The organism is Mycobacterium sp. URHB0021, from assembly GCF_054057895.1.
Window position 1 is genome coordinate 2,408,239 of the sequence record NZ_JBSRZT010000002.1, and the last position, 25,805, is coordinate 2,434,043.

General features: G+C 66.6%; 24 protein-coding genes and 3 pseudogenes. 21 read left to right on the forward strand and 6 right to left on the reverse strand.

Annotation, left to right across the window (positions count from 1 at the left end):
• Positions 1-9: 9 nt before the first annotated feature.
• The gene (locus tag ACVWWN_RS14100; protein ID WP_457144453.1) at positions 10-588 is read right to left on the reverse strand and encodes a TetR/AcrR family transcriptional regulator; all 579 of its coding nucleotides are present in this window, start codon (positions 586-588) and stop codon (positions 10-12) included.
• 312 nt (positions 589-900) lie between these two features.
• Between ACVWWN_RS14100 and ACVWWN_RS14105 the strand changes: the two genes are divergently transcribed.
• The 11 genes and pseudogenes from ACVWWN_RS14105 to ACVWWN_RS14155 all read left to right on the forward strand — a co-directional run bounded on the left by ACVWWN_RS14105 (position 901) and on the right by ACVWWN_RS14155 (position 12,584).
• On the forward strand, positions 901-1,668 hold the full coding sequence (locus ACVWWN_RS14105; protein ID WP_457144454.1) for an MlaE family ABC transporter permease: 768 nt from the start codon (positions 901-903) through the stop codon (positions 1,666-1,668).
• Positions 1,665-2,519: an ABC transporter permease gene (locus tag ACVWWN_RS14110; RefSeq protein WP_457144455.1), complete on the forward strand. Its 855-nt coding sequence runs from the start codon at positions 1,665-1,667 to the stop codon at positions 2,517-2,519. The genes ACVWWN_RS14105 and ACVWWN_RS14110 overlap by 4 nt, the downstream gene beginning before the upstream one ends.
• A 4-nt stretch (positions 2,520-2,523) precedes the next feature.
• Entirely contained in the window at positions 2,524-3,981 is a 1,458-nt protein-coding gene (locus ACVWWN_RS14115) for an MCE family protein (RefSeq protein ID WP_457144456.1), read from the forward strand.
• 38 nt (positions 3,982-4,019) lie between these two features.
• Positions 4,020-5,051 (forward strand): virulence factor Mce family protein, encoded by a 1,032-nt coding sequence (locus tag ACVWWN_RS14120; protein WP_457144457.1) that lies wholly within the window; start codon positions 4,020-4,022, stop codon positions 5,049-5,051.
• Positions 5,048-6,406, forward strand: coding sequence for an MCE family protein (locus ACVWWN_RS14125; RefSeq protein ID WP_457144458.1), 1,359 nt, complete (start codon positions 5,048-5,050; stop codon positions 6,404-6,406). Before ACVWWN_RS14120 ends, ACVWWN_RS14125 begins: the two co-directional genes overlap by 4 nt.
• Positions 6,403-7,725 carry an MCE family protein gene (locus ACVWWN_RS14130; RefSeq protein WP_457144459.1) on the forward strand — a complete coding sequence of 441 codons (1,323 nt, stop codon included), beginning with the start codon at positions 6,403-6,405 and terminating at the stop codon, positions 7,723-7,725. Before ACVWWN_RS14125 ends, ACVWWN_RS14130 begins: the two co-directional genes overlap by 4 nt.
• 26 nt (positions 7,726-7,751) lie before the next feature.
• The gene (locus ACVWWN_RS14135; RefSeq protein ID WP_457144460.1) at positions 7,752-8,882 is read left to right on the forward strand and encodes a virulence factor Mce family protein; all 1,131 of its coding nucleotides are present in this window, start codon (positions 7,752-7,754) and stop codon (positions 8,880-8,882) included.
• A gap of 1 nt (position 8,883) precedes the next feature.
• Positions 8,884-10,344: an MCE family protein gene (locus tag ACVWWN_RS14140; RefSeq protein WP_457144461.1), complete on the forward strand. Its 1,461-nt coding sequence runs from the start codon at positions 8,884-8,886 to the stop codon at positions 10,342-10,344.
• On the forward strand, positions 10,308-10,964 hold the full coding sequence (locus tag ACVWWN_RS14145; RefSeq protein WP_457144462.1) for an Mce protein: 657 nt from the start codon (positions 10,308-10,310) through the stop codon (positions 10,962-10,964). The genes ACVWWN_RS14140 and ACVWWN_RS14145 overlap by 37 nt, the downstream gene beginning before the upstream one ends.
• Entirely contained in the window at positions 10,961-11,671 is a 711-nt protein-coding gene (locus tag ACVWWN_RS14150) for a hypothetical protein (RefSeq protein ID WP_457144463.1), read from the forward strand. Before ACVWWN_RS14145 ends, ACVWWN_RS14150 begins: the two co-directional genes overlap by 4 nt.
• A gap of 3 nt (positions 11,672-11,674) precedes the next feature.
• A pseudogene (locus tag ACVWWN_RS14155) lies at positions 11,675-12,584 on the forward strand (alpha/beta fold hydrolase).
• Here ACVWWN_RS14155 and ACVWWN_RS14160 read toward each other — a convergent pair.
• The gene (locus ACVWWN_RS14160) at positions 12,581-13,384 is read right to left on the reverse strand and encodes an SDR family NAD(P)-dependent oxidoreductase (protein WP_457144464.1); all 804 of its coding nucleotides are present in this window, start codon (positions 13,382-13,384) and stop codon (positions 12,581-12,583) included. The pseudogene ACVWWN_RS14155 and the gene ACVWWN_RS14160 overlap by 4 nt on opposite strands.
• 24 nt (positions 13,385-13,408) lie before the next feature.
• On the opposite strand from ACVWWN_RS14160, the gene ACVWWN_RS14165 reads away from it, so the two are divergent.
• A complete protein-coding gene (locus tag ACVWWN_RS14165) occupies positions 13,409-14,671 on the forward strand; it encodes a WS/DGAT domain-containing protein (protein ID WP_457144465.1) in 1,263 nt (420 codons plus the stop codon).
• A 30-nt stretch (positions 14,672-14,701) separates the two neighbouring features.
• Here the strand turns inward: ACVWWN_RS14165 and ACVWWN_RS14170 are convergent.
• A pseudogene (locus tag ACVWWN_RS14170) lies at positions 14,702-15,234 on the reverse strand (TetR/AcrR family transcriptional regulator).
• A gap of 35 nt (positions 15,235-15,269) precedes the next feature.
• On the opposite strand from ACVWWN_RS14170, the gene ACVWWN_RS14175 reads away from it, so the two are divergent.
• From ACVWWN_RS14175 to ACVWWN_RS14185, 3 genes are read left to right on the forward strand one after another with little or no spacing between them, the layout of a single operon-like run.
• Complete coding sequence (locus ACVWWN_RS14175) at positions 15,270-15,731, forward strand: SDR family NAD(P)-dependent oxidoreductase (protein ID WP_457144466.1); 462 nt, start codon at positions 15,270-15,272, stop codon at positions 15,729-15,731.
• Between the two features lie 22 nt (positions 15,732-15,753).
• On the forward strand, positions 15,754-16,287 hold the full coding sequence (locus ACVWWN_RS14180; protein ID WP_457144467.1) for a DoxX family protein: 534 nt from the start codon (positions 15,754-15,756) through the stop codon (positions 16,285-16,287).
• A 52-nt stretch (positions 16,288-16,339) separates the two neighbouring features.
• Entirely contained in the window at positions 16,340-18,106 is a 1,767-nt protein-coding gene (locus ACVWWN_RS14185) for a DUF3556 domain-containing protein (protein WP_457144468.1), read from the forward strand.
• A 38-nt stretch (positions 18,107-18,144) separates the two neighbouring features.
• Here the strand turns inward: ACVWWN_RS14185 and ACVWWN_RS14190 are convergent, their stop codons facing one another.
• Positions 18,145-18,936 carry a FadR/GntR family transcriptional regulator gene (locus tag ACVWWN_RS14190; protein WP_457144469.1) on the reverse strand — a complete coding sequence of 264 codons (792 nt, stop codon included), beginning with the start codon at positions 18,934-18,936 and terminating at the stop codon, positions 18,145-18,147.
• 171 nt (positions 18,937-19,107) lie between these two features.
• Between ACVWWN_RS14190 and ACVWWN_RS14195 the strand changes: the two genes are divergently transcribed.
• The 5 genes and pseudogenes from ACVWWN_RS14195 to ACVWWN_RS14215 all read left to right on the forward strand — a co-directional run bounded on the left by ACVWWN_RS14195 (position 19,108) and on the right by ACVWWN_RS14215 (position 22,603).
• Complete coding sequence (locus tag ACVWWN_RS14195) at positions 19,108-20,253, forward strand: thiolase family protein (protein WP_457144470.1); 1,146 nt, start codon at positions 19,108-19,110, stop codon at positions 20,251-20,253.
• Positions 20,250-21,047, forward strand: a complete 798-nt coding sequence (locus tag ACVWWN_RS14200; protein WP_457144471.1) for an enoyl-CoA hydratase-related protein — start codon at positions 20,250-20,252, stop codon at positions 21,045-21,047. The genes ACVWWN_RS14195 and ACVWWN_RS14200 overlap by 4 nt, the downstream gene beginning before the upstream one ends.
• Positions 21,048-21,055: 8 nt before the next feature.
• Positions 21,056-21,643 carry an acyl-CoA dehydrogenase family protein gene (locus tag ACVWWN_RS14205; RefSeq protein ID WP_457144472.1) on the forward strand — a complete coding sequence of 196 codons (588 nt, stop codon included), beginning with the start codon at positions 21,056-21,058 and terminating at the stop codon, positions 21,641-21,643.
• Positions 21,601-22,091, forward strand: a pseudogene (locus ACVWWN_RS14210) (acyl-CoA dehydrogenase family protein). The gene ACVWWN_RS14205 and the pseudogene ACVWWN_RS14210 overlap by 43 nt, the downstream one beginning before the upstream one ends.
• A gap of 179 nt (positions 22,092-22,270) precedes the next feature.
• Positions 22,271-22,603 (forward strand): cupin domain-containing protein, encoded by a 333-nt coding sequence (locus ACVWWN_RS14215; protein ID WP_457144473.1) that lies wholly within the window; start codon positions 22,271-22,273, stop codon positions 22,601-22,603.
• Here ACVWWN_RS14215 and ACVWWN_RS14220 read toward each other — a convergent pair.
• Together ACVWWN_RS14220 and ACVWWN_RS14225 are read right to left on the reverse strand one after the other, a co-directional pair.
• On the reverse strand, positions 22,600-23,319 hold the full coding sequence (locus ACVWWN_RS14220) for a fasciclin domain-containing protein (protein WP_457144474.1): 720 nt from the start codon (positions 23,317-23,319) through the stop codon (positions 22,600-22,602). The two genes, ACVWWN_RS14215 and ACVWWN_RS14220, sit on opposite strands and share 4 nt — an antisense overlap.
• 76 nt (positions 23,320-23,395) lie before the next feature.
• Positions 23,396-24,694 carry an MFS transporter gene (locus tag ACVWWN_RS14225; protein WP_457144475.1) on the reverse strand — a complete coding sequence of 433 codons (1,299 nt, stop codon included), beginning with the start codon at positions 24,692-24,694 and terminating at the stop codon, positions 23,396-23,398.
• Positions 24,695-24,775: 81 nt separating this feature from the next.
• Between ACVWWN_RS14225 and ACVWWN_RS14230 the strand changes: the two genes are divergently transcribed.
• Entirely contained in the window at positions 24,776-25,732 is a 957-nt protein-coding gene (locus tag ACVWWN_RS14230; protein WP_457144476.1) for a GlxA family transcriptional regulator, read from the forward strand.
• Positions 25,733-25,805 lie beyond the last annotated feature (73 nt).

Sequence of the window (25,805 nt, forward strand, 5' to 3'; positions counted from 1 at the left end):
GCCGGCCCGTCAGCCGGTCAACCTGTCGATGCATTCGATGGTGGCACCGGTGATCGGGCCGACATCGCCCACGTCATCGCACATGATCACCATCGACGACGCCTCGACCATCACCGCGACAAGGATGCGGGTCAGTAGCTGGCCGCGCGGCGAGCCGTCGAGTTCGAGCACCGTGGTCGAGCGCCGGAAACCCTTCATCATGGCGCTGCGGCGTACCCCGTCGAAGCCGGCCGGCGTGTCACCCGAGGCCATCACCATGGCCGCCCGCCGATTGGCCCACATGGCCTCGAGGTAAGCCCGGGCGTTCGCCTCGAAGGCCTGTCTCCGGTCCAGGTGCGCGGCTCGCTGCGTGGCTGCGTCGATATGTCGGTCGATATCGGCGGCCAGCCGCTCGAAGATGGCGAGGAACAGCTCCTTCTTACCGCCGAAATGGTGATAGATGCTGCCGATGCTGGCACCCGATTGAGTGACGATGTCGGCCATCGTCGCCGCGGTGAATCCACGCGCGGCGAAGACGTCGGTGGCCGCGTCGAGGATGCGCAGTTGCGTCGCATCAGTCTTCGCCCAACGCCGGGTCGGGGTGACCATGAAAGACAAGTTAGCCGACATCTCGCCGGGCTTGCGACCTAACTCCGGAATGACTGCATGCGGCCCGGAATGCGTTTGCTGACACGCATCGTCGGAGACGCGTCGGAGGCGGTGTAGGTCCTCGGAACCGGGGCCCGCGCAGGGGGTACCACCAAAGTAACGATTCCGGTTGCTCAGCGAGAAATTCGCGATGTAGGGTTCCTCGGCGTCGTCCCGTTGTAACGTCAGCCAACAACCTCACGAAGAGCGGGTTGTTGGTCGGAGGGATCGCGGCCTATGGCGGTGAGGGGCACACGAGGGAGGAACCGTTAAATGGTTGCTTCCAACGTGTTTACCAAGCCGGTGCGCGCCGTCGGCGGTTTCTATGCGATGGCACTCGACACCTTCGTCTTGATGTTCAAGCCGCCGTTCGCCTGGCGCGAGTTCATCATGCAATCGTGGTTCGTCGCACGGGTGTCGATCGTGCCGACGTTGATGTTGACGGTGCCCTACACAGTGCTGTTGACGTTCACGTTCAACATTTTGCTGACCGAGTTCGGCGCGGCGGACTTTTCGGGAACGGGCGCCGCACTGGGCACCGTGCGGCAAATCGGGCCGATCGTAACGGTTCTCGTGGTCGCCGGCGCCGGCGCCACGGCCATGTGTGCGGATCTGGGCGCCCGGACCATTCGCGAGGAACTCGACGCGCTGCGCGTGATGGGTGTCAATCCGATTCAGGCCCTTGTGGTTCCTCGCGTGCTGGCCGCGACCATCGTGTCGCTCGCCCTGTCGGCGACGGTGATCCTGGTCGGGCTGGCCGGCGCGTACCTCTTCTGCGTCTACATTCAGCACGTCTCGCCGGGCGCTTTTGCGGCGGGTCTGACGCTGATCATCGGCACCCTGGACGTGACGATCGCTCTGGTCAAGGCCGCCCTGTTCGGACTCTCGGCCGGCCTGATCGCTTGCTACAAGGGCATCTCCGTGGGCGGTGGCCCGGCGGGGGTGGGCAACGCGGTGAACGAGACGGTGGTGTTCACCTTCATGGCGCTGTTCGCCATCAACGTGGTGGCGACAGCCGTGGCCGTGAAGGTGACGATGTGACTGTCGCGAGACCACATTCTCAGTTCCCGTGGATCAAGAGCCGCGCCCGCGGCTTCAGTACCGGGTGGAACCGCATCGGAACGCAGACACAGTTCTACGGCAACACGTTGCGCAACATCGTCTACGTCTTCACCCACTACCGGGTGGAGTTGATGCGAATCATCGCTCAAATGGGCCTTGGCGCAGGGGCGCTCGTGGTGATCGGCGGAACCGTGGCGATCGTGGCCTTCCTGACGGTGACCACCGGCGCACTGGTTGCGGTGCAGGGTTACACCGACTTCTCGGAGATCGGCGTTGAGGCGTTGACCGGATTCGCGTCGGCGTTCTTCAACGTCCGGCTGATCGCGCCCGCGACCACCGCCATCGCGCTCGCCGCCACGATCGGCGCGGGCGCCACCGCACAACTCGGCGCCATGCGGATCAACGAGGAGATCGACGCGCTCGAGGTCATGGGTATCCGCAGTACCGCCTATCTGGCGTCCACCCGCGTGATCGCCGGCCTCGTCGTGGTGATCCCGTTGTATTGCGTCGGCGTGCTGATGTCGTTCTGGGCGGCGCGCTTTGGCACCACCGCGCTCTACGGCCAGTCGACGGGCGTCTACGACCACTACTTCCGGACGTTTCTGAATCCCACCGACCTGATCTGGTCGTTCGTCCAGAGCATCGCCATGGCGGTGGTCATCATGCTGATACATACCTATTACGGTTTCACCGCAAGCGGTGGGCCGGCGGGAGTTGGCGAGGCCGTCGGGCGCGCGGTCCGCACCTCGCTGATCATCTCGGCGTTCGTGGTGATGATGATTTCGCTGGCCGTATACGGGCAATCCGGCAACTTCAACCTGGCCGGGTAGCACCATGGCCGAGGCGAGAAAGAACGAAGGACTGCACCCCGGTTGGTGGACACTGATTCTGCTGGTGCTCCTGATCGCCTCGATCTGGCTGACGTACGCGTTGTTCACCGGCACCCTGAAGTCGACGGTGCCGGTCACCCTCGTGTCGGACCGGTCGGGCCTCGTCATGGACAGCAACGCGAAGGTCAAACTGCGTGGCGTACAGGTCGGCCGGGTCGCCGCGGTGGTCGGTGGGCGAGAACCGGTACAGCTCAAGCTGGAGATCGACCCGGACCAGATCAAGCACATCCCGGCCAACGTCGAGGCTCAAATCCGGGCCACCACGGTGTTCGGCGCCAAGTTCGTCGACCTCGTCTATCCCAGCGATCCAGACGCGAAGCGGCTCCAGGCCGGTCAGGTGCTGAAGTCACGCAACGTCAGCGTCGAGGTCAACACGGTGTTCGAGAACGTGGTCGGCGTGCTCGAGCAGATCGACACCGCCAAGCTCAACAGCGTGCTCTCGGCGCTGGCGGACGGCGTCCGTGGTCAGGGTGAGCGCATCGGCCAGGCCACCACCGATGCCAATCAGGTGCTTCTGGCGCTGAACCCCCGCAGCGAGACGGTGCGCGCGGACTGGCAGGCGCTCAAAGGCGTCAGCGACACGTACGGTGTTGCGGCGCAGGACATCCTCTCGACACTGAACGCCGCGAGCACCACCAGTGTCACGGTCACCAGTCACGCCAAGGCGCTTGATGCCTTGCTGCTGGCCACGATTGGGCTGTCGAACAAGGGCATCGACCTGCTCGCGCCCAACCAGGCCAACCTGATCAAGGCCATCAACGTGCTCGAACCCACCACGAACCTACTGATGAAGTACAACCCGGAGTACACCTGCTTGCTGCTCGGGGCGAAGACGTTGTTGGACACCGGGGGATACGAAGCGCCCGGTGGTGACGGGCGGACGCTGATCCTCGACGCCGGTCTGACGCTCGGCGACGACCCCTACCACTACCCGCAGAACCTGCCGGTCATCGGCGCCAAGGGCGGACCGGGCGGCAAGCCCGGCTGTGGCTCGTTGCCCGACGTCGCCCAGAACTGGCCGGTGCGCCAACTCATCACCAACACCGGCTTCGGCACGGGTGTCGACTGGCGGCCGAACCCCGGTATCGGTTTCCCCGGCTACCTCAACTACCTGCCGGTCACTCGCGGGGTGCCCGAACCACCCCTGATCCGCAACAACTTCGGTGGGCCCGCGCCGGGACCGATTCCCTATCCGGGCGCTCCGGCGTACGGCGCGCCGATGTATGCGCCGGACGGCACCCCGCTGTGGCCGGGCCTGCCGCCTGCGCCGCCCCCCGGTGCGCCGCGAGACCCGGGGCCGAGGCCGGGCTCGGAGCCGTTCGTGGTTCCGGCGCCTGCCCAGTTGCAGCCCACGCCGCTGCCGCCGGTCCCGCTGCCGGAGCTGGCGGCGCCGGCACCATGACCACCAGCACCGGCGACGAGTAAAGAAAGGAACACGCCATGGCCACCGACTGGAAACACGCCCTTTGGCGGCTCGGCGTGTTCCTGACGCTGTGTCTGCTCGGCGTGTTTGCGTTGTACGCGGTGTTCGGGCAACTTCGTTTCGGCGAGGAGGCCAACACGTACCGCGCCGAATTCACGAATGTGACGGGGCTGGAGAACGGCGACTTCGTCCGTATCGCCGGCGTCGAGGTCGGCAAGGTCGAGAAGGTCTCCATCCAGGACGACACCACCGCGCTTGTCGAATTCACCGCCGACCAATCGGTTGTTCTCACGGAGGGTAACCGGGCCGTCATCCGTTACGACGACCTGATCGGCGGCCGCTATCTGGCCCTGCAGGAAGGCGCCGGTGGCACCGCGAAACTCAATCCGGGAGACACCATCCCGCTGGCCCGCACCTCACCTGCCCTCGATCTGGACGCGCTGATCGGCGGGTTTCGGCCGCTGTTCTCCGCACTGGATCCAGACCAGGTGAACGCGTTGTCCGGGCAGTTGATCGCTGCCTTTCAGGGGCAGGGCGGGACCATCGGCTCGTTCCTGAATCAGACTGCGGCGCTGACGAACACGCTTGCCGACCGGGACCAGCTGATCGGGGAGGTCATCGTCAACCTCAACTCCGTGCTGGGTTCGCTCGGCGGCCAGAGTGACCAGTTCGCCAAGGCGATCGACTCGCTGGACGAACTGGTGAAGGGGCTGGAGGCGCGCAAGCAGGACATCAGCAACAGCGTGGCGTACGTCAACGCCGCCGCAGGCAGTGTCGCCGACCTGCTGACTCAGGCCCGTCCGCCGTTCGCCAAGACCATCGCCGAAACCGACAGAGCGGCGGGGATCGTGGTCGCCGACCACGACTACTTCGACAACCTGCTCAACACGCTGCCGGACGCCTATCAGGCGCTGGCCCGGCAGGGTATCAGCGGCGACTTCTTCAGCTTTTATCTGTGCGACCTGATCCTCAAGCTCAACGGCAAGGGCGGCCAGCCGGTGTACGTCAAGGTCGCGGGCCAGTCGACCGGGAGGTGCGCACCCCGATGAAGCCTTTCAGCGAACGCAACCTCTTTGTCATCGGCGCCATCGGGCTGGCGCTGACCGCGGTCATCATCGTCGGGGCGCTGCAGTACGACAAGATTCCATTCCTGAACCAGAACAAGAGCTACTCGGCCTACTTCGCCGAGGCCGGCGGGCTGACAACCGGTGCCGGCGTTCAGGTTTCGGGCTTCCAGGTGGGCCAGGTGTCCTCTATCGAGCTCGACGGCCCGCGGGTGTTGGTGAAGTTCACCATCGCCAAGAACATCCGCCTCGGCGATCGGACCGAGGCCGCGATCAAGACGAAGGGCCTGCTGGGCACGAAGATGCTCGAGGTCAATTCGCGCGGGGACGGCCGGCAGGACGGACCCATTCCGCTCGAGCGGACCACGTCGCCGTATCAATTGCCGGATGCGCTGGGCGAACTCGCTACGACGATCAGTGGACTCAACACCGACCAGCTGTCCGACTCGCTGCGCGTGTTGTCACAGACGTTCTCCGAGACACCTCCCGAGCTCAGGATCGCCGTCGAGGGGGTGGCCCGGTTCTCCGACACCCTCAACCATCGCGACGCGCAACTGCGCGAGCTGTTGACCAACGCCAACAAGTCGACGGCCGTGCTCTCCGAGCGCAGCGGCCAGATCGTCAGCCTGATCTCCAACACGAACGCCCTGTTGATCCAGCTGGAGAGTCAAAGCGCAGCGCTGGATCAGATCTCGGGCAGCATCTCCACGCTGAGCCAGCAGCTGCAAGGGTTCATCGCCGAGAACCGCGACACGATGAAGCCGGCGATCGACAAGCTCAACGGCGTGCTCACGATCATCGACAACCGCAAGGAGCGCCTGCAGAAGGGGCTGAAACTCCTCAATTCGTATGCGATGTCGTTGGGCGAATCGGTGTCCTCGGGGCCGTTCTTCAAGAACTACATCGCCAACCTGCTGCCCGGTCAATTCGTGCAGCCGTTCGTCGATGTGGCGTTCTCGGACCTCGGCCTGGACCCGAGCGTGCTGTTGCCGTCCGAGCGCACCGACCCACAGATCGGCCAGCCCGGCCTGCCCGCGCTGCCCGTGCCCTTCCCGCGGACGGGTCAGGGCGGCGAACCGAATCTGTATCTGCCCGATGCCATCACGGGCAACCCCGGCCAACAGGGGTGCGGTCCGCCCGGCCTGCCGCTGCCGGGTCCCACCGGCTGCTACCCGTACCGCGAGCCGCTGCCCGCGCCACCGCCCGGGGGTCCGCCACCGGGGCCGCCCGCCGAGGCGCCACCGGGCCTCGAAGCCACGCCGGTGCCCACACCCAGCCCCGTGCTGGTGCCCGCGCCCGGTGAGGTGCCGCACCTCCCACCGGCGGAGGGCGGACAATGATGCGCAACGCGAGGAATTTGGTGGCGGTGGCCCTGGCATTGCTGCTGATCGCCGGAGTGGTGGTGCTGTTCCGGGCCGACGAAACCCTCAACCGCCACAACGTCGTCGCCTATTTCGACAACAGCAATGGCATCTACGTCGGTGACGACGTTCGCATTCTGGGTGTGAACGTCGGCAGGATCGAGAGCATCGAGCCGCAGCCAGAGAGGGTGAAGATCTCGTTCTGGTACGACAGCAAGTACAAGGTGCCCGCCGAGGCGAACGCCGCGGTCCTGTCTCCGACACTGGTGACGTCGCGGGCCATCCAGCTCACGCCTGCCTACACCGGTGGGCCGGTGATGGCCGACCACACGGTGATCCCGCGCGAGCGCACCGTGGTTCCGGTGGAATGGGACACCCTGCGCAAGCAACTGGAGCGGATCGCGGTCCAGCTGCAGCCGACCGAGCCGGGCGGCGTGAGCCCGTTGGGCTCGGTCATCAACACCGCCGCGGACAACCTCCGCGGCCAGGGCGCCAACATTCGCGACACCGTGATCAAGCTGTCGCAGGCGTTTTCGGCGCTGGGTGATCACAGCACCGACATCTTCTCCACCGTCAAGAACCTGTCGATCCTGGTATCGGCACTGCAGGACAGCACCACGCTGATGCGACAGCTCAACCAGAACCTGGCATCGGTGACCGGGGTGCTCGCGGACAATCCCGGGGAGGTCGCCGCTGCCGTACGGGATCTCAACGCCGTGGTCGGCGACGTCCAGAGTTTCGTGGCCGACAATCGCGAATCACTGGGTACCACGTCGGACAAGCTGGCGGGCATCACCCAGGCGCTGCACGACAGCCTCGACGACGTCAAACAGTTCCTGCATGTGGCGCCCAACGCGATCCAGAACTACATCAACGTCTATCAACCCGCCCAGGGCGGGGCGAGCGCCATCCTGGCGGTCAACAACTTCGCGGATCCGATCATCTTCATCTGTGGTGCGGTGCAGGCGGCGTCGCGGCTGGGTGCGGAGCAGTCGGCGAAGCTGTGCGCGCAGTACCTCGCTCCGATCGTCAAGAACCGCCAGTACAGCTTTCCGCCGATCGGCCAGAATCTCTTCATCGGTGCGACCGCGCGCCCGAATGAGATCACCTACAGCGAGGAATGGATGCGGCCCGAATACGTTCCGCCGCAACCGCCGCCGGCCGCTCCCGCCCCGCTTCCGGCGGAGGGCGAGCCCCCGCCGCCACCACCGTCCCCGCTGGCGGCCGAGGCGCCCATCCCGACGAACCCCGCCGACGGCCTGCAGGGTCTGATGGTGCCGGCCGGAGCTGGATCATGATGCCCGCGAGACGCATTCGATGGCACATGGCCGCGCTCATGCTCGGTATCGCGACCCTGCTGACCGCGTGCGGCGATTGGCAAGGGCTGAACTCGCTCCCGCTGCCGGGGGTCCAGGGCACGGGGCCGGACGCGTTCACGGTCCAGGCACAGATGCCTGATGTGGACAACATCGAACCGAACTCCCGGGTGCGGGTCGCCGACGTCACGGTCGGCAACGTGACCAAGATCGAGCGGCAGGGCTGGCACGCGTTGGTCACGATGGAACTGAACGGCGATGTGCAACTACCCGCGAACGCGACGGCCAAGCTCGGCCAGACCAGCCTGCTGGGCTCGCTGCATATCGAGTTGGCCGCTCCGACAGACGCGGCGCCGGAAGGCAGGCTGCACGAGGGTTCGCTGATCCCGCTGTCGTCGGGGAGCAAGTATCCGAGCACCGAGCAGACGTTGGCCGCTGTCTCGTTGCTGCTCAACGGCGGTGGCATAGACAAGGTTCAGGACATCACGGAGGCATTCTCCACCGCCTGGGCCGGCCGCGAGGCCGACCTGCGCAGCCTCATCGATCAGCTCAACGTGTTCATCGGTTACGTGAACGACCAGAAAGACGACATCATCTCCGCCAACGAGAGCCTGAACAACCTGGTCGGTCAGTTCGCAGCACAGAAGCCCGTGGTGGACAAGGCATTGAAGACCATTCCGGACGCCCTCGCGGTGCTCAAGGATCAGCGTGACAACCTCACTGAGGCGCTTGCCCAGCTGGGCAAGTTCAGCGCAGTCGCCGGCGACTCGGTGAATCAGACCAAGGACGCCCTGGTTCAAGAACTCAAGGATCTCGGACCGGTGCTGGAATCACTGGCCAACGCCGGTCCGGCGCTGACCCGTGCGTTGAGCTTCCTGCCCACGTTCCCGTTTCCGAAAGAGACACTGACCAATTGGTTGCGCGGCGACTACGCGAATCTGTCGCTGATCGTCGACATGACATTGAGCCGGATCGACGCCGGGTTCTTCACCGGGACGCGGTGGGAGTGTGATCTGACGTGGCTGGAGCTGCAGTGGGGTCGCACCATCGGCCAGATGCCCAGTCCCTGCACCGGCGGCAATTCGTACACCCTGGGCAACCCGATACTTGTTCCGTACCACTGGGATCAGGGGCCGTGACATGAGAATGACCAGGCAGATCGTCATCCAGTTGCTGATCTTCAGCCTGCTGGCGGTCGTGGCGCTCGGCATCATGATCTTCGGGTACATGCGCTTGCCGGCGATGTTCGGCATCGGGCAGTACCGGGTGACCTTGGAGTTGCCGGAAACGGGCGGTCTGTACCCGCGGAGCAACGTCACGTACCGCGGTACCCAGGTTGGCATCGTCAAGAGCGTCGGCCTGACCGATTCCGGTGCCGAGGCGGAGCTCTCGCTGAATTCCGGCATCAGAATCCCGGCCGACGTCGAAGCCGAGGTGCACTCGCAGTCGGCGGTCGGCGAACTGTACGTCACGCTGCTACCGCGCAGCGGCAACGGACCGTCCCTGGCGGACGGCGACGTGATATCGCAGGACCGGGCCAGGGTCCCGATCGATGTCAACACGGTCCTGGACGCCACCAACCGCGGCCTGGCTGCGCTTCCGCGCGACAGCCTGAAAACGGCCGTCGACGAGTCCTATATCGCGTTCGGCGGACTGGGACCAGAGCTTTCGCGGCTGGTGCAGGGCGGAACCGCGCTCGCCATCGATGCGCGCAAGAACCTCGATCCGCTGACCGCCCTGATCGATCAGTCAAAACCGGTACTGGACTCGCAGACCGACTCGGCGGGGTCGATCCAGGCGTGGGCGTCGAATCTGGCGGACATCACCGATCAACTGCAGTCGCAGGACGCGGCCGTCTCCGGAGTCCTCGAGAAGGGCCCGGGAGCCGCTGACGAGGTGCGGGCGCTGTTCAACCGGTTGCAGCCCACGCTGCCGATCGTGCTCGCCAACCTGGTGAGCATCGGTGAGGTCGCCGTCGCCTATCAGCCGAGCCTCGAACAGCTGATCGTGCTGCTGCCGCAGGGCACCGCCACCACCCAGGCGATCGGCGTGGCCAAGCGGAACACCAAGCAGGACTACGAGGGTGACTATCTGACCCTCAATCTGAACCTCAACCTGCCGCCGCCGTGCACCACCGGGTTCCTGCCTCCCCAGCAGCGGCGGGCCCCCGCTCTGCAGGACTACCCGGATCGGGCGCCGGGCGAGGTCTACTGCCGCGTCCCGCAGGATGCGCCGTTCAACGTGCGCGGTGCGCGCAATCTGCCCTGTGTGACCGTGCCGGGCAAACGCGCGCCGACGGCCAAGATGTGCGAGAGCAACGAGTATTACGTGCCACTGAACGATGGCTACAACTGGAAGGGCGACCCCAACGCGACCCTGTCGGGACAGCCGGTTCCCGAGTTGCCGCCGGGTTCGCCGCCTGCGGAAGCGGCACCGCCGCCGGGTCCGGCGCCGCCGCCGATAGCGGCCGCCGAGTACGACCCCGTGAACGGCACGTACGTTGGACCGGACGGGCGTGTGTACACGCAGGCAAACCTGGCCCGCAGTGCCACAGAGGAGCAAACATGGCAGACGATGCTGCTGCCCCCGACGGGGAATTGACCGACTCGACCGCGACAGACCCCACGAAGACCGAGGCAACCGAGTCCGATGCGTCCACCGCGATTGACGTAGACGGCGTAGATGACGACGAAGACGACGACATCGACGACGTGGCGGCCATCGCGCCCAGGTCGCCGATGTCGCATGTGCGGCTGGCGACGATCGCCGGACTCGGGTTGGTGGTGGCGCTGGCCGCGTTGACCGGCTGGCTCGGCTACCGCACCTACGAATCGCACAAGGCCGACGCGGAGCGCAAGCTCTTCCTCCAGGTCGGCAGGCAGGGCGCACTGAATCTCACCACGATCGACTGGCAGCAGGCCGACGCGGACGTTCAGCGCATCCTCGACTCGGCGACGGGAACGTTTTACGACGACTTCCAAAAGCGTGCGCAGCCGTTCATCGAGATCGTCAAGCAGGCGCAGTCCAAATCCACCGGAACCATCGCCGAGGCCGGCCTCGAGACCGCATCGGACGACGAAGCCCAGGTGCTCGTCGCGGTGACGGTGAAGACGACGAATGCCGGTGCGCCCGATCAACAACCACGCGCGTGGCGGATGCGGATTTCGGTGGAGAAGGTCGGCGACGAGGCCAAGGTGAGCAACGTGGAGTTCGTTCCGTGATCAGGAAGCGCAAAGTCAAGACGGTGAAAGAGGACAGCCCGGTGGTGGCCGACACGGACACGACGAGTGCTGAGCTGGCCGAGACGTCGGGCACTGAGCTGGGCGACGAATCCGACTCGGCGACCGCGGCCTCCGACGAGACGCCGGAGGCCGCCGACACATCGGCGGCCGTCGGGCCGAAGACGGCGGAGCGCAACGGCCGCGGGTCCCGGATCGTCGCATTCGCGGTGCTGCCCGCGCTGGCACTGCTGCTGGCGTTGGGAGCGGGATTCCTGAAATGGCAGGACAGTTCCTACCGTTACAGCGAGGTGCCGGTGAATGCATCCAAGCACCCTTCTGTCGCGACCGAATCGGTGCAGGCGGCCAAGGACAGCACGGTCGCGTTGCTGTCCTACAAACCGGAAACGGTCGAGAAGCAGTTGGCCGAAGCGCGTGACCGGCTCACCGGCGATTTCAGGCAGCAGTACACCTCGCTGACCAACGACGTGGTGATCCCGGGAGCCAAACAGAAGCAGATCTCGGCGGTCGCATCGGTGCCTGCCGCGGCGTCGGTGTCGGTGAGCCCGAACCATGCGGTGGTTCTGGTGTTCGTCAACCAGACCGTCGTGGTCGGCCAGGATCCACCGACCGACACCGCGTCCAGCGTCCGCGTCACATTGGACAAGGTCGACGGCCGCTGGCTGATCTCCAAATTCGATCCGGTCTAGGTGGTGAGCGAACCAGCCTGGCTGGACGTCGCCACGCCCAACATGCATCGGCGAGCCCTGACATGGGGACCGCCGGATGACCTGGACGCGCCGATCGCCTTGTGCCTGCACGGTTTCCCCGATAGGGCCTGGACGCGGCGCATTGTCGCGCCCATGCTCGCCGATGCCGGTCGGCGGGTGGTCGCGCCGTTCTTGCGTGGGTATGCGCCGTCGTCGCTGCCGACCGATGGCAGCTATCACGTGGGCGCGCTCATGGACGATGCGCTGCGCGTGCTGGATGCGGTCGGACCCACGGGCGCGATGTCCTGACCGGACACGACTGGGGTGCGATCGCGGGAGCCGGGCTGATCGCGGCGCCGAAGAGCCCCTTCGCCGGATCGGTCGTCATGTCGGTACCGGTGAGCTCGGCCTTCCGCCCGCTCGGGTGGGTTCCCGACTCTCGGCGGCCGGCTGCGCAGCTGCCGCGTCAGCTGCTTCACAGCTGGTACTTCCTGTACTTCCAATCACCTTGGCTGCCAGACCGTTCGGCGTCATGGGTGACACCGCGGCTGTGGGGGCAGTGGTCGCCCGGCTACCGCGCCGACGAGGACCTGCGGCATGTCGATGCCCCGATCGGCGCCCCCACAGGTGGCGCGCCGCACTCGGCTACTACCGCGCCGCCCTGCGCGGTGGACGCCCGCCGGCGCAAAACGCGGGACTGCAGCAGTATTGGCTGTCCACGCCGCGGCTGTCGACGGTGTATTTGCACGGCACCGACGATAGTTGTTGCGAGGATTACACCCCGCGGATCGAACGGATACTGCCTGAGGGCAGCACCACCGCGCTGGTCGAAAACGCCGGGCACTTCCTGCAACTCGAGCAGCCCGACGTCGTCGCACGCCACCTCATCGACTTCGTCGGCGCGGCCCGTTAAGACTTCTTCAGTCCGGGGTGATTCCGCGCGATCAGCGGCAGCAACAACTTCCGTGGCGCGTGGTGGTAGAGCACGGATGCCACGCGGTTGGCGATACCGGGAACGATGACGCCCCGACCCGAAGCCAGGCCGTCGATTCCGGCCCTGGCCACCGTGTCGGCCTCCTCCCACAGGAACTTCGGCAGGGACTTCTCGGCTACCTCGTCGGGTATGCCCGCGGCCTCCCCGAAGCCGGTCCGTACCGGTCCGGGACACAGCGTAGCGGCGCTGATGCCGGTGCCGCGCAGTTCTTCTCGCATCGCCTGGGTGTAGGACATCACGAAGGCCTTGGCCGCACCGTAGGACGCCTGCCCGGGAACCGGCCCGAACGCTCCGACCGTCGCGACGTTGAGCACTGCCCCGCGACCCCGCGCAACCATGCCCGGCAGGAACCGGCAGCACAGGTCGACGACCGCGGCGACGTCCACCTGGACGACGTTGAGTTCGGTTTCCGGATCGGCTTCCGCGACCGGCCCCGCCGTGGCCAGGCCCGCGTTGTTCACCAGGATGTCGGTGACCAGTCCGAGTGCGGCGACCTCGTGGGGCAGCATGGCGCGGTCGGCAGGCTTGGCCAAATCGATCGGAATCACGTGTGCGCGCCCGGCCAGCGTCTCGGCCACTTCGGTGAGCTTGTCGGCTCGGCGGGCAACGAGGACCAATCGATAACCGCGGCCCGCCAATTCACGCGCGATCTGTTCACCGATTCCCGAGGATGCGCCGGTGATTATTGCGGCGCCGTTGTCGCTCGGGGGCGGAAGCATGGCTGAAGAGCCTAGCCTGAGACGATGACGGTGCGCCGCTTAACGGCGGTCGATGCGCAAACGTATTGGATGTCGGCCAAGATTCCCAACGACACCGTCCTGCTGTATGCCTTCGCGGGTGCGCCGGTCGACTTGGAACAGGCACTGGAACAGCTCGCGGCGCGTGCGCGCGACTGCCCCGACCTGATGGTGCGCATCGACGATGGCGGCCGCCTCGAGTATCCCGCGTGGGTGCGTCGCGACGTCGACCGCTCGTACTTCGTCGTGCATGACGTCGGGGACCGCACCTGGGCGGCATGTCTGGCGCAGGCGAGCGCAGTCACCGCCGACCCGCTGGAAGCGCGGGCGGCGGCGTGGCGAATGCATGTGTTCACCGACATCGGGGGTGTCCCCGGAGTGCTCGGCCGGGGGACGGTCGCGGTATTGCAGATCTCGCACGCGCTTGGCGGCGGCGGCCGAACCTCGGCGCCGGCGGCGCAGATGTTCGGCCGCGCCGCTGCGGTGGTCCGCGGGATCGACGCCTCGCCGCCCGGGGTATTCACACTGCCGCTCTTGGGGTTTCGTGCGGCCAGGGCGCATCGCCGGATGATCGAAGACACCGACGCAGGGCGAGTTCCACCACCGGCCGATCTGCGTCCGGTGCTGCGAACCAATACGCGCCCGGCGGGCCCCAGACACCTTCGCACGGTGGTGCGAAGGCGCTCCGACCTGGCCGGCCATCCGGTGACGGTCGCTGTTCTGTCGTCGGTGTCCGCTGCGCTCGCCGCCCATCTGCGCGCCCTCGGCGACGACCCGTCGTTCCTTGGCGCCGAGGTGCCGATGGCCAAACCGCCGCCGCGCTTGGCCTACAACCACTTCGGCAACGTCGGTATCGGCCTCTTTCCGGAACTCACCGATCGGGATCGCGGCGACCGGATTGCTGCCGATCTCGACGCGCGACGCCGTCGGGCCGCCCACCCCGCAATGCGTGCTTCAGACTTGGCCTTCGCGGCCACCCCGGCGCCGTTGTTGCGTTGGGGCATAGACCGATTCGATCCAGATGTTCGCGTGGGAATGGTCACCGGCAACACCGTGGTCTCCAGCGTGAACTGCGGCGCCGCGGACTTCAGCTTCGGCGGCGCACCGGTGGTCATGGCGTCCGCCTTCCCCGGACTGTCGCCGATGATGGGCCTGACGCACGCGGTGTGCGGCATCGGCGACACCATCTCGGTCAGTGTGCACGCGGCCGAGTCCGCGATCGGCGACGTCGACGCGTACGTGGCGCGGCTGGACGACGCGCTGGGCTGACGACGACGTCGGTGCCGAGGTGGCCTTGTCTTATACCGCGCGCAGGGATTCGATGCCAACATCCAGCGCCGACTCGAGGAAACCGAGGTCGCCGGTGGCCAGCATGATGCCGACGCCGCCCTGGATGCCGGCGAGCAGCGCGGCGGCGAACCGGTCCACGTCGAGGCGATCAGCGACCTTGCCCCGGTCCTGCATGTGCTGCACGCCAGCGGTGATCTCGGTGTGCCACTTGGTCATCAGTGCGGACGTCACCGCCTGTGCGCCGGGCGTGCTGCGGCCGATCTCCGACACGAGCGCGGCGAGTGGGCAGTGCTGCCCTTGGCGCCGGTACCGGTCGATCACGGCGTCGCGCCAGCGCTGCCACGCCGCCCATGAGGTCACGCGCCCAGCTGCGGCTGTTGATCGGCGAGGACCATCTGAGCCTCATGCTCGGCGACGGCCAGCAACAGTTGCTCCTTGCCGTCGGGGAAGTAGTGGAACAACTGGCTCTCGGATGTCCTCGTACGCGCCATGATGTCGTCGAGGTTGGCGACGGCGAGGCCACCGACGCCGCGGGCGGACATCTCGACATCTGGTCAACAACGCGGCCATGTTGCTGATGTCGGCCCCGACAGGCGACCTCTCCGAGCGGGTACTGCGCGATGCATTCGCCGTGAATGTGTTCGGTCCGTTCCTGCTGACGGGTGCCATCGCTGCGGCCATGGCCGAGCGTGGCAGCGGCGCGATCGTCAACATCGGCTCGAACACCGGTCTGCGGGGCAGCGCCGGTTCGGCGATCTATTCCGCGACCAAGGCAACCATTCATTCGTTCACCCAGTCGTGGGCCGACGCATACGGCCGCCGTTGGGGGCGGGTCAACGCGGTGGCGCCCGGGCTCCTCGCCACGGAGCGTCAAGCGGAGTTCAGCGACCATGTGGCGGCCATGCCGGTGCGTATCCCGTCGCGACGTATGGGCACACCGGACGAGGTCGCCGGCACGGTGGTCTTCCCGGCGAGCGATGACGCCGCGAACATCCACGGCGCGATCCGCAGCGTCGACGGCGGGTGGGCGGCTGTTTAACACCTGGCCTAGATTTTGTTGCATGACTGCCGACCACACAGCTATCGACACCGGACTGCTGATTCTTCGAGTGGTACTGGGTCTGACCATGGCTGCACACGGCTACAACAAGTTCTTCGGGAAGGGGGGCCTCGGCGGCACCGCGGGCTGGTTCGACAGCATGGGGATGAAGCCGGGCATGTTCCACGCTCGGGTTGCCGCCACCACGGAGATGTCGGCGGGCATCGGTCTGGCGGTCGGGTTGCTGACGCCGATCCCCGCGGCGGGCTTCGTCGCCCTGATGTTCGTGGCGGCCTGGACGGTGCACCGACCGAACGGCTTCTTCATCGTCAAGGAGGGCTGGGAGTACAACCTGGCGCTGTCGGTGTCCGCGGCGGCGGTGGCCACAATCGGGGCAGGCAAGTTCAGCCTGGATTACCTCTTCTTCCGCACGACGGGGTTCTACGACCTCCTGCACGGTTGGTGGGGCCTGGTGATCTCGGTAGCGCTGGGTCTCGGCGGCGGCATCGGACAGCTGGCCATCTTCTGGCGCCCACCGGCCAAGGCCGACGCCTGACGGCTCGGTTGAACCGAATCCACCCGCTAGAACCACGTTCTAATCTTTCGCCATGGGTTTTCTCAAGCAGGACGCACCAGTCGTCGATTACCAGGAATGGAGCATGGGGACCCGCGCCGAGAAGATGGTCCCGATGGCCCGGCACTGGGCCGAGGTCGGCTTCGGTACGCCGGTGGTTCTGCACTTGTTCTATATCGTGAAAATCCTCCTCTACGTTCTCGCGGCGTGGCTGATTGCGCTCACCGCCCGAGGCATCGACGGGTTCACTGCCGTGGCGTCCTGGTACGCCGAACCGATCGTCTTCCAGAAGGTTGTGCTGTACACGATGCTCTTCGAGGTCATCGGTCTCGGCTGCGGCTTCGGCCCGCTGAACAACCGGTTCTTCCCGCCGATGGGCTCCATCCTGTACTGGCTGCGGCCGGGAACCATCCGGCTGCCGCCCTGGCCGGGTCGAGTTCCGCTGACCAAGGGCACCGCACGGACGCCGGTGGACGTGGTGCTGTACGCCGCGCTGCTGGTGATTCTGGCGGTGGCGCTGTTCTCCGACGGCACCGGACCGGCCCCGGCGCTGGGCACCACCGTCGGCGTGCTTCCGATGTGGCAGATCTGGACGATCCTCGGAATCCTGGCCGCGGCGGCGCTGCGCGACAAGGTCATCTTCCTGGCGGCCCGCGGCGAGGTCTATGCCTCGTTGACCGTCGCGTTCCTGTTCGTCGGCTACGGGGGCGACATGATCATCGCCGCCAAACTGGTGTGCCTGGTGATCTGGCTGGGGGCGGCGACCTCCAAGCTCAACAAGCACTTCCCGTTCGTCATCTCGACGATGATGAGCAACAGTCCGGTGTTCCGGCCGCGGGTCATCAAACGCCGGTTCTTCGAGCACTTTCCGGACGACTTGCGGCCGGGGCGGCTGTCGCGGGGTCTCGCGCACTTCAGCACGGCGATCGAGGGCCTGGTACCACTCGCGCTGTTCTTCTCCCACGGCGGGTGGGTGACGGCGATCGCCGCGTTCGTGATGGTCTGCTTTCACTTCGGCATCTTGTCCGCGATCCCGATGGGGGTGCCGCTGGAATGGAACGTCTTCATGATGTTCTGCGTGCTGGCGCTGTTCGTCGGGCACGCGGACATCGGGCTGACCGATATGACGACACCGCTGCCGGTGCTGCTGTTCCTCGTCGTCGCCGGCACGGTCGTGATCGGAAACATGTTCCCGCGCAAGGTTTCGTTCTTGCCCGGCATGCGGTACTACGCCGGCAACTGGGACACCGGCTTGTGGTGCGTCAAGTCCTCGGCCGAGGAGAAGATGGCCAACGGTATCGTCGCGATCGCGAGCATGCCCGCCGCCCAGATGGAGCGCTTCTACGGCAGCAAGGAAACCGCGGAGATGTATCTCTACATGGGATATGCATTCCGCGCCTTCAACACTCATGGTCGGGCCCAGTTCACCCTCGCGCACCGGGCAATGGCCGGATACGACGAGAGCGACTACATGCTCACCGACGGCGAGCGGATCTGCAGCACCGCAATCGGTTGGAACTTCGGCGACGGGCACATGCACAACGAACAGCTCATCGCCGCGCTGCAGGAGCGGTGTCACTTCGAGCCCGGCGAGGTGCGCATCGTTCTGATCGATGCCCAACCGATCCACCGGCAGACCCAGCAGTACCGGCTCGTCGACGCTGCCACCGGTGAATTCGAAACGGGCTACGTCAAAGTGGCCGATATGGTGACCCGCCAGCCGTGGGCCGACGACGTTCCGGTGTATGTGAACCGGACCGACACGTCGAGACTGCGCACAGATCGCGATTCAGCGCGATGACGCGATCTCCCCGCAGTCTCGGCGGGGCTGCCGCGACATCAGCCCACGACGTCGCGGACTTTGACGGTCTCCAGACCCTTCAACAACAGATCGCGCGCGGTGTCGAGGTGCTTGCGCCAATGTGCCTCCGCCGCAGCGCCGTCGCCCGATCGCAGTAACTGCATCAACCGCCGATAGGACCGCATCAGCTTGTCGTAGTCCGCCTTCGACACCGGGCGGCGTTCCTTCATCGCGAAGGCGGTGTGTCTGACGGTGATCTCATGCAACATGCCCGCGATGATCGTCAGCGTGGTGTTGCCCGAGAGTTCCACCATGCGCTGGTGGAACTCGCCGGTCGCCTCGGCGAGCCGCCCGGACTGCCAGCCGGCCGGGACGTGCGCGGCGAGTAGAGCATCCAGTTCGTCGAATGACGCCGGGGTGCCTGACTCCGCCAGCAGGCGCGCCGCCATCGGTTCGATGCCCGACCGCGCGGTCATCAGGTCGGCGATGGTGGCGCCCGACAACTCGAGCAGCAGACCGGCGGGGCGGGCCACGATCTCGGGTCCCGGCACCCGCACGCGCGCCCCGGTCCGCGATCCGCGGCGCACCTCGACCAGGCGCTCGGACTCGAGCACCCGCACCGCCTCGCGCAACGTCGGGCGGCTCACGCCGAAGTGCGCCATCAGTTCGGCTTCGTTAGGCAGGAAGTCGCCGTCCTTGAGTTGGCCGTCGACCACCATCCGGCGCAAGGTGCCTGCGACGAGCTCGGCGGTCTTGGGAGACCGGACCGGGGCACTCGCACTCATGGCGCTCGCGCCGATCATCGGCGCCAGCGGTGTGCTTCGAGCCACGACATCTCCCAGGACGACGATCACCGGCCGTTTTGCCAGCTGTGCAACTCAGTAAACCATGTGGAGGAAGCGGCGGCGATGTGTGACGTCCTCCCAAGCAGCAGGTTGACCTAGTAAACCTTGTTCCTTTACGTTCGAAGGAACACCATCGTCTTCGAAGGAGTACGTTCCATGGCTGAAGCCGTCATCGTCGAGGCCGTGCGGTCGCCCATCGGCAAGCGCAACGGCGGTCTGTCGGGTGTGCACCCCGCGGAGCTCTCCGCACAGGTGCTCAACGGGCTGGCCCAGCGGGCCGGGATCGACCCCGAGATCGTCGACGACGTCATCTGGGGCTGCGTCATGCAGGCCGGCGAGCAAGCGCTCGACATCGGCCGCACCGCGGTGCTCACCGCCGGCTGGCCCGAAAGCGTCCCGGGGGTGACCGTGGACCGGCAGTGCGGGTCCAGCCAGCAGTCCATCCACTTCGCGGCGGCCGGTGTCGTGGCCGGGCACTACGACGTCGTGGTGGCCGGCGGGGTGGAATCGATGTCACGCACGCCGATGGGCGCGTCGCTGGCCCACGGCGGGCACCCGTATCCGGAGGCGTTCCGCGGCCGCTACAGCCAGACGCCGAATCAAGGCATCGGCGCGGAGATGATCGCCGAGCAGTGGGGTTTCGACCGCACCGCGGTGGACGAGTTCTCGCTGGCCTCACACGGCAAGGCCGCGGCCGCACAGGATTCCGGCGCCTTCGATGACCAGATCGTGGCCATCAAGGATCAGGACGGTAATCCGGTGCTCCAGGACGAGGGCATCCGCCGCGGCACCACCATCGAGAAGATGGGTCAGCTCAAGCCGGCGTTCAAGGAGGACGGCGTGATCCACGCCGGAAACTCCTCGCAGATCTCGGACGGTTCGGCGGCGCTGCTGCTCATGTCGGCCGAAAAGGCGAAGTCGTTGGGGCTCAAGCCGATCGCCAAGGTGCGCACCGCGACCCTGGCCGGCGCCGATCCCGTCATCATGCTCACCGCTCCGATCCCCGCCACGCAGAAGGCGCTGAAGCGGTCGGGCCTGAAGCTGGCGGACATCGGGGTCTTCGAGGTCAACGAGGCGTTCGCCCCGGTGCCGCTGGCGTGGCTGAAAGACATCGGCGCCGACGAGAAGAAGCTGAACCCGAACGGCGGCGCGATCGCGCTCGGCCACCCGCTCGGCGGCTCCGGCGCCCGCATCATGACCACCATGCTCTACCACATGCGGGACAAGGGAATTCAGTACGGATTGCAGACCATGTGTGAGGGCGGCGGCCAGGCCAACGCCACCATTCTCGAACTGCTGTGACCGAGGCTGCCACGGCCCCGGCCGCTCTCACCGAGCGGTGGGGCAACGTCCTGCTCATCACGATCAACCGCTCCGCGGCGCGCAATGCCGTCAACAGCGCGGTCAGCACCGCGGTCGGTGACGCACTCCAGGAGGCGCAGGACGATCCCGCCGTGCGTGCCGTGGTGATCACCGGCGCCGGGGAATCCTTCTGCGCGGGCGCCGATCTCAAGGCCATTTCGCGGCGGGAGAACCTGTTCCACCCCGACCACGGGGAATGGGGCTTCGCGGGCTACGTCCACCATTACATCGACAAGCCGACCATCGCCGCGGTCAATGGCACCGCGTTCGGTGGCGGCACCGAGTTGGCGCTGGCCAGCGACCTCGTGGTGGCTGAGGAGCGGGCGAAGTTCGGGCTTCCCGAGGTCAAGCGGGGACTGATCGCAGCTGCCGGTGGTGCATTCCGCATCGTCGACCACCTGCCGCGCAAGGTCGCGATGCAGTTGCTGTTCACGGGCGAGCCGTTGACGTCGGCCGACGCGCTCAGGTGGGGAATGGTCAATCAGGTTGTGCCCGACGGCACCGCGGTCGACGCCGCCCTCGCGCTCGCCGAACGGATCACCTGCAACGCGCCGCTGGCGGTCTGGGCGAGCAAGCGGGTGGCCATGGGCGTCGATGGCGGCGTCATCGACGCCGACGAGTCCGGCTGGGCACGGACCATGCGTGAAATCGGGACACTGATTCGTTCCGAGGACGCCAAGGAAGGGCCGCTGGCATTCGCGGAGAAGCGTCAGCCGGTCTGGAAAGCAAGGTGAGAACTCCAATGAAGCGACTGGTCTTCGAAACCGAGCATGAGCCGCTACGGGAGACGGCGAGGCAGTTCCTCGAGAAGAATGCGCGCCGCACGTCGAGAAGTGGGAGCGGCTCGTCGACCGCGAATCATAAGTGGCCGCAGGCAAATACGGACTCATCGGCTTCAACATGCCGGAGGAGTACGGCGGCGGGGGGTCGACGACTTTCGGTTCAACGCGGTCATCGTGGAGGAATTTCCCAAATTCGGCCCCGCGGCCCCCGCCTGAGCCTGCAGAACGACATCGTCGGCCCGTACTTCGCGTCGCTGGCCACTGACGAGCAGAAGCAGCGGTGGCTGCCGGGTTACCTCAGCGGCGAGCTGATCGGCGCGATGGTGATAAACGAGCCCGGTGCCGGCAGCGACCCGGGCGGTATCAAGACGTCGACCGTCCGCGACGGTGACGACTGGATGGTCAACGGCTCCAAGACGTTCATCTCCGCCGGTATCAACGGCGACCTGGTGATCGTCGTCGCCGCACCGATCCCGAGGCCGGCCACAAGGACTTCTCGCTGTTGGTGGTCGCGTGCCCGCCGGCAACCTGCTCGGCCAGGAGGGTAAGGGCTTTATCGTCTGATGTCCAATTTGCCCTCCGAGCGGCTCTCGATCGCGGTCACCGCCATCGCCGGTGCCCGCCAAACCTGGACGGACACCTGCAATACGTCAAGGACCGCAAAGCATTCGGACAGCCGATCGGCAGCTTCCAGCACAACCGGTTCCTGATGGCCGAAATGGACACCGAGCTCGAGATCGCCGAACAGTACATCGATCGGTGCGTGTGCGCCGTGGTGGACGGCGAGCTGACCGCGGTACAAGGCGCCAAGGCCAAGTGGTGGTGCACCGAGGTCGGCAAGAGGGTGGTCGACAACGCGTGCAGCTGCACGGTGGATACGGCTACATGAACGGGTACAAGCTCGCCCGTGACTACGTCGACGTGCGCATCCAGACCATCTTCGGCGGCACGGCCGAGATCATGAAAGAGATCATCGGTCGCGACGTTGGTCTTTGAGCCGGAGTTTGCCGCGCAAACCGCTGCCGTCTTCAGCGTGACGCTGCCCGGTTTGCAACTGAAATGTGTTGTGTCGCACAGGCATTGCCGTCAGTTGGCCATCGGTAATAGCCTGCCGCAGTGAGTTCTGACACCTGGGAAACGATGCGGCTGCCGTCACCGCTCCCGACGGCTCCGACGTGCGCGTGCTGCTGGCGACCAACCGCGGAAGTTGTGCGCACTTCGAACTCGCCGGTGGGCAGACGTCGATCGCCGTGGTGCACCGCACGGTCGAGGAAATCTGGTTCTTTCTCGGCGGGCGCGGGCAGATGTGGCTGGCGTCGCCGGACAGCGATGGTGAGATCGTCGACGTGACTTCCGGCGACTGCCTCACCATTCCGGTGGGCACCCGTTTTCAATTCCGCGCGCACGGCTCGACGCCGCTGGCAGCGCTCGGTGTGACGATGCCGCCGTGGCCCGGCGATGACGAGGCGGTTGCCGTCGACGGTCGCTGGGACCCGACTGTCGCCTAGCCGGCCGGAGCGGGTGCGGGGGCCGGTGCCTGCGTCGTCGTCGTGGTGGACGACGTGGCGGTCGGAGTGATCGGCTCCGGCGGGGTCGACGAGTCGAGCACCGTGTCGATCATGTAGATCCGCGCATTCTCGGCCTGGATGCCGCCGCAGACGACCTTGGCGGTGTCGTTGATCTTGATGTCGCCGCCCTTGCCGGTGACCTTGATCTCTTCACCCTGCTGCGTCGGACGCTGGCCGTGCACGTCGTCCGGGCCGAGCAGGCCCAGGAAGACGTGGTAGTAGTCGAGCTTCGCCAGCGCCGCCGGATCGGCCTTGATGGCCTCCAGTACGGCGGGGTCCATCTGGGCGAACGCCGCGTTGGTGGGTGCGAACACGACATACGGACCGTTGTCGAGCACCGAGACGATGTTGACGGCCGGATTGGCCTGACCCGAGATCAACGAGTTGAACGTGGAGATGTCCGGAATGCTGCTGAGCACCTGGCCGACCGGCTGGGTCGCGAAGTTCTTCCAGGTGGGCAGCGCACTCTTGAATGCGTCGCAGCCGGAGCCCTGCGGATCGGGGATCGGCGCCTCGATGGACGACGTCGTCGTGGGCGTTGTCGGCGCCGGGGCCGGCTCCGGGTCGGCGTAGGCGGTGATCGCCAGGGGCAGTGATGCGGCGATCGCGGCGATGCCCGCGGCGGCGCCCAATGCCTTGCTGGTACGAGTCTTCACGTTCGGCTCCTCGGCTTCGTTAGGTCGCATGGCATGTTAGAGGTACACCTGCGCCAACGCCAAAGCGACGACCGCGTCAGGCTTCGGCAATAGCGGTGCTGACCTGCACTTTGCGCACATTCGCGCACAGCACCGCCGCGACGAAGCAGAGTCCCGAGGCCAGGTAGAACGCGAGGTCGTAATTGCCCTGCAGATCCCTTAGCTGACCGGCCCCGACCGCCGCGACCGCTGCGCCGAGCTGATGCGATGCGAACACCCAGCCGAACACCACGGGGGAGCGGGTGCCGAAGTAGTTGCGGCACAACACGATCGTCGGCGGCACGGTGGCCACCCAATCCAGCCCGTAGAAGACGATGAACACCCAGGTGCTGGGTTCGGCGTGTGGTGAGAGCAAGGAAGGCAACAGCAGCAGGGAGACGCCTCGGCCGGTGTAGTAGACGACCAGCAGCAACCGAGGGTCGACGCGGTCGGTGAGCCAGCCGGAGAACACCGTGCCCGCGACGTCCAGGATCCCGATGGTGGCCAGCAGGCCCGCCGCGACGGTCGTCGGCATGCCGTGGTCGTTGGCCGCGGGGATGAAGTGCGTGCCGATCAGCCCGTTGGTGGTCATACCGCAGATCGCGAAGCTCGCGGCCAGCAGCCAGAACGCCGGCACCCGGGCGCCGAGAAGCAGTCCGTCGAACGCCGCGTGGAAGCTCGACGCAGGCACTGCGACGGGCACCGTGGCGGTCTGGCCGGCCGACATAGCGCCGTACGGCGTCAAGCCCTTGTCGTGTGGGTGGTTTCGGATGAACACGACGACCAGGGGAACGACGCTCAGCGCCGCGGCCGCCACGATCAGTGACGCCCAGCGCCAGCCGTGGCGGGTGGTCACCTCCGCGACGACCGGCAGGAAGATCAGCTGTCCGGTCGCGCTGGCCGCCGTCAGCACGCCGGTCACCAACCCGCGCCGCGCTTCGAACCAGCGGTTCGCCACGGTCGCGACGAAACCCATCGAGATCGCACCGGTGCCGACGCCGACCAGCACGCCCCACAGCAACACGAGCTGCCAGCTGGCCGTCATCGTCACGCTCAGCGCCGAACCGGCCGCGATCAACGCCAGCGCCGCGGTCAGCACCCTGCGCACGCCGAGGCGGTCCATCAACGCCGCCGCGAACGGAGCCGTCAGCCCGAAAAGCGTCATGTTGACCGACATCGCCAGCCCGACCACGCCGTGCGACCAGCCGAACTCGTGGTGCAGCGGGTTCATCATCACGCCGGGAACCGACCGGAAGCCCGCCGCGCCCAGGATGGCGACGAAGCTGACGGCGGCGACCACCCAGGCCCAGTGGATCCGGGTTCCGGGCGTGCGGGTGCCTGCGGCGGTGAGCGTCACCCGACCACTGTCACCGACGGGCCATCATCCGGCCAGTGGCATAAACGCCACCATTCGTCAAAAACATGCCAAAATGGCTTCATGCATCGCGTCGCCGTTCTGCTGTTTGCGCCCGTCGTCGGATTCGATGCAGCGATCGCGCCGACGCTGTTCTCCAGCGCCACCGATGCCGACGGAGCGCCGCTCTACGAGGTGGTGACGTGCGGCGTGACGCCGGGGGTAGTCGCGGCGACGAGCGGCTTCGACGTACTGCCCGGCGCCGGGCCGGAAGCGCTCGCGACCGCCGACACCGTGGTGATCCCCGGCACGCGCTATCCGCCCGCCCGCACAGACGGTGTGCTCGATGCGGAGGCCGCGGCCGCGCTGGCCCGGATCCGGCCGGGCACTCGCCTCGTGTCGATCTGCACCGGCGCTTTCGTGCTCGCCGCAGCGGGACTGCTCGACGGCCGGCCCGCGACCACGCATTGGAAGTTCGCCGACGCGATGCGCCAGCTGTACCCGGAGGTGTTGGTCGACGAGAACGTGCTGTTCGTCGATGACGGTGACGTGTTGACATCGGCGGGTCTCGCCGCGGGAATCGACTTGTGCCTGCACATCATTCGGTCCGACCATGGGGCACGGGCCGCCAACGCCGTCGCCAGGTACTGCGTGGTGCCGCCGTGGCGGGAGGGCGGCCAGGCGCAGTTCATCGATCGGCAGGTGCCTGCGCCCGACCACTACGCGACGGCGACGACGCGCGAGTGGGCCCTGCGCCACCTCGATGAGGAACTGCCGGTGCAGCGACTGGCCCGGCACGCGAAGATGAGTGCGCGGACGTTCAACCGGCGCTTCCGCGAAGAGACGGGTCAGTCGCCCGGGGTGTGGATCCGCAACAGGCGCATCGATCGCGCGCGGGAAATCCTGGAGTCCCAGGACCTACCCGTCGACGAGGTGGCCCGGCGGTCCGGGCTGGGTTCCGGTGGCAACCTGCGTCACCACCTGCGCCGCGGCGTGGGCATGTCGCCCTCCAGCTATCGCAAGGTCTACCAAGGGTCGTGACCTCAGTGTTCTTCGGCGTATCGAGGTCAAGACCCTGGCAGCTCGGCGGGAGTGTCGCGGAAGGTGCCCGCGT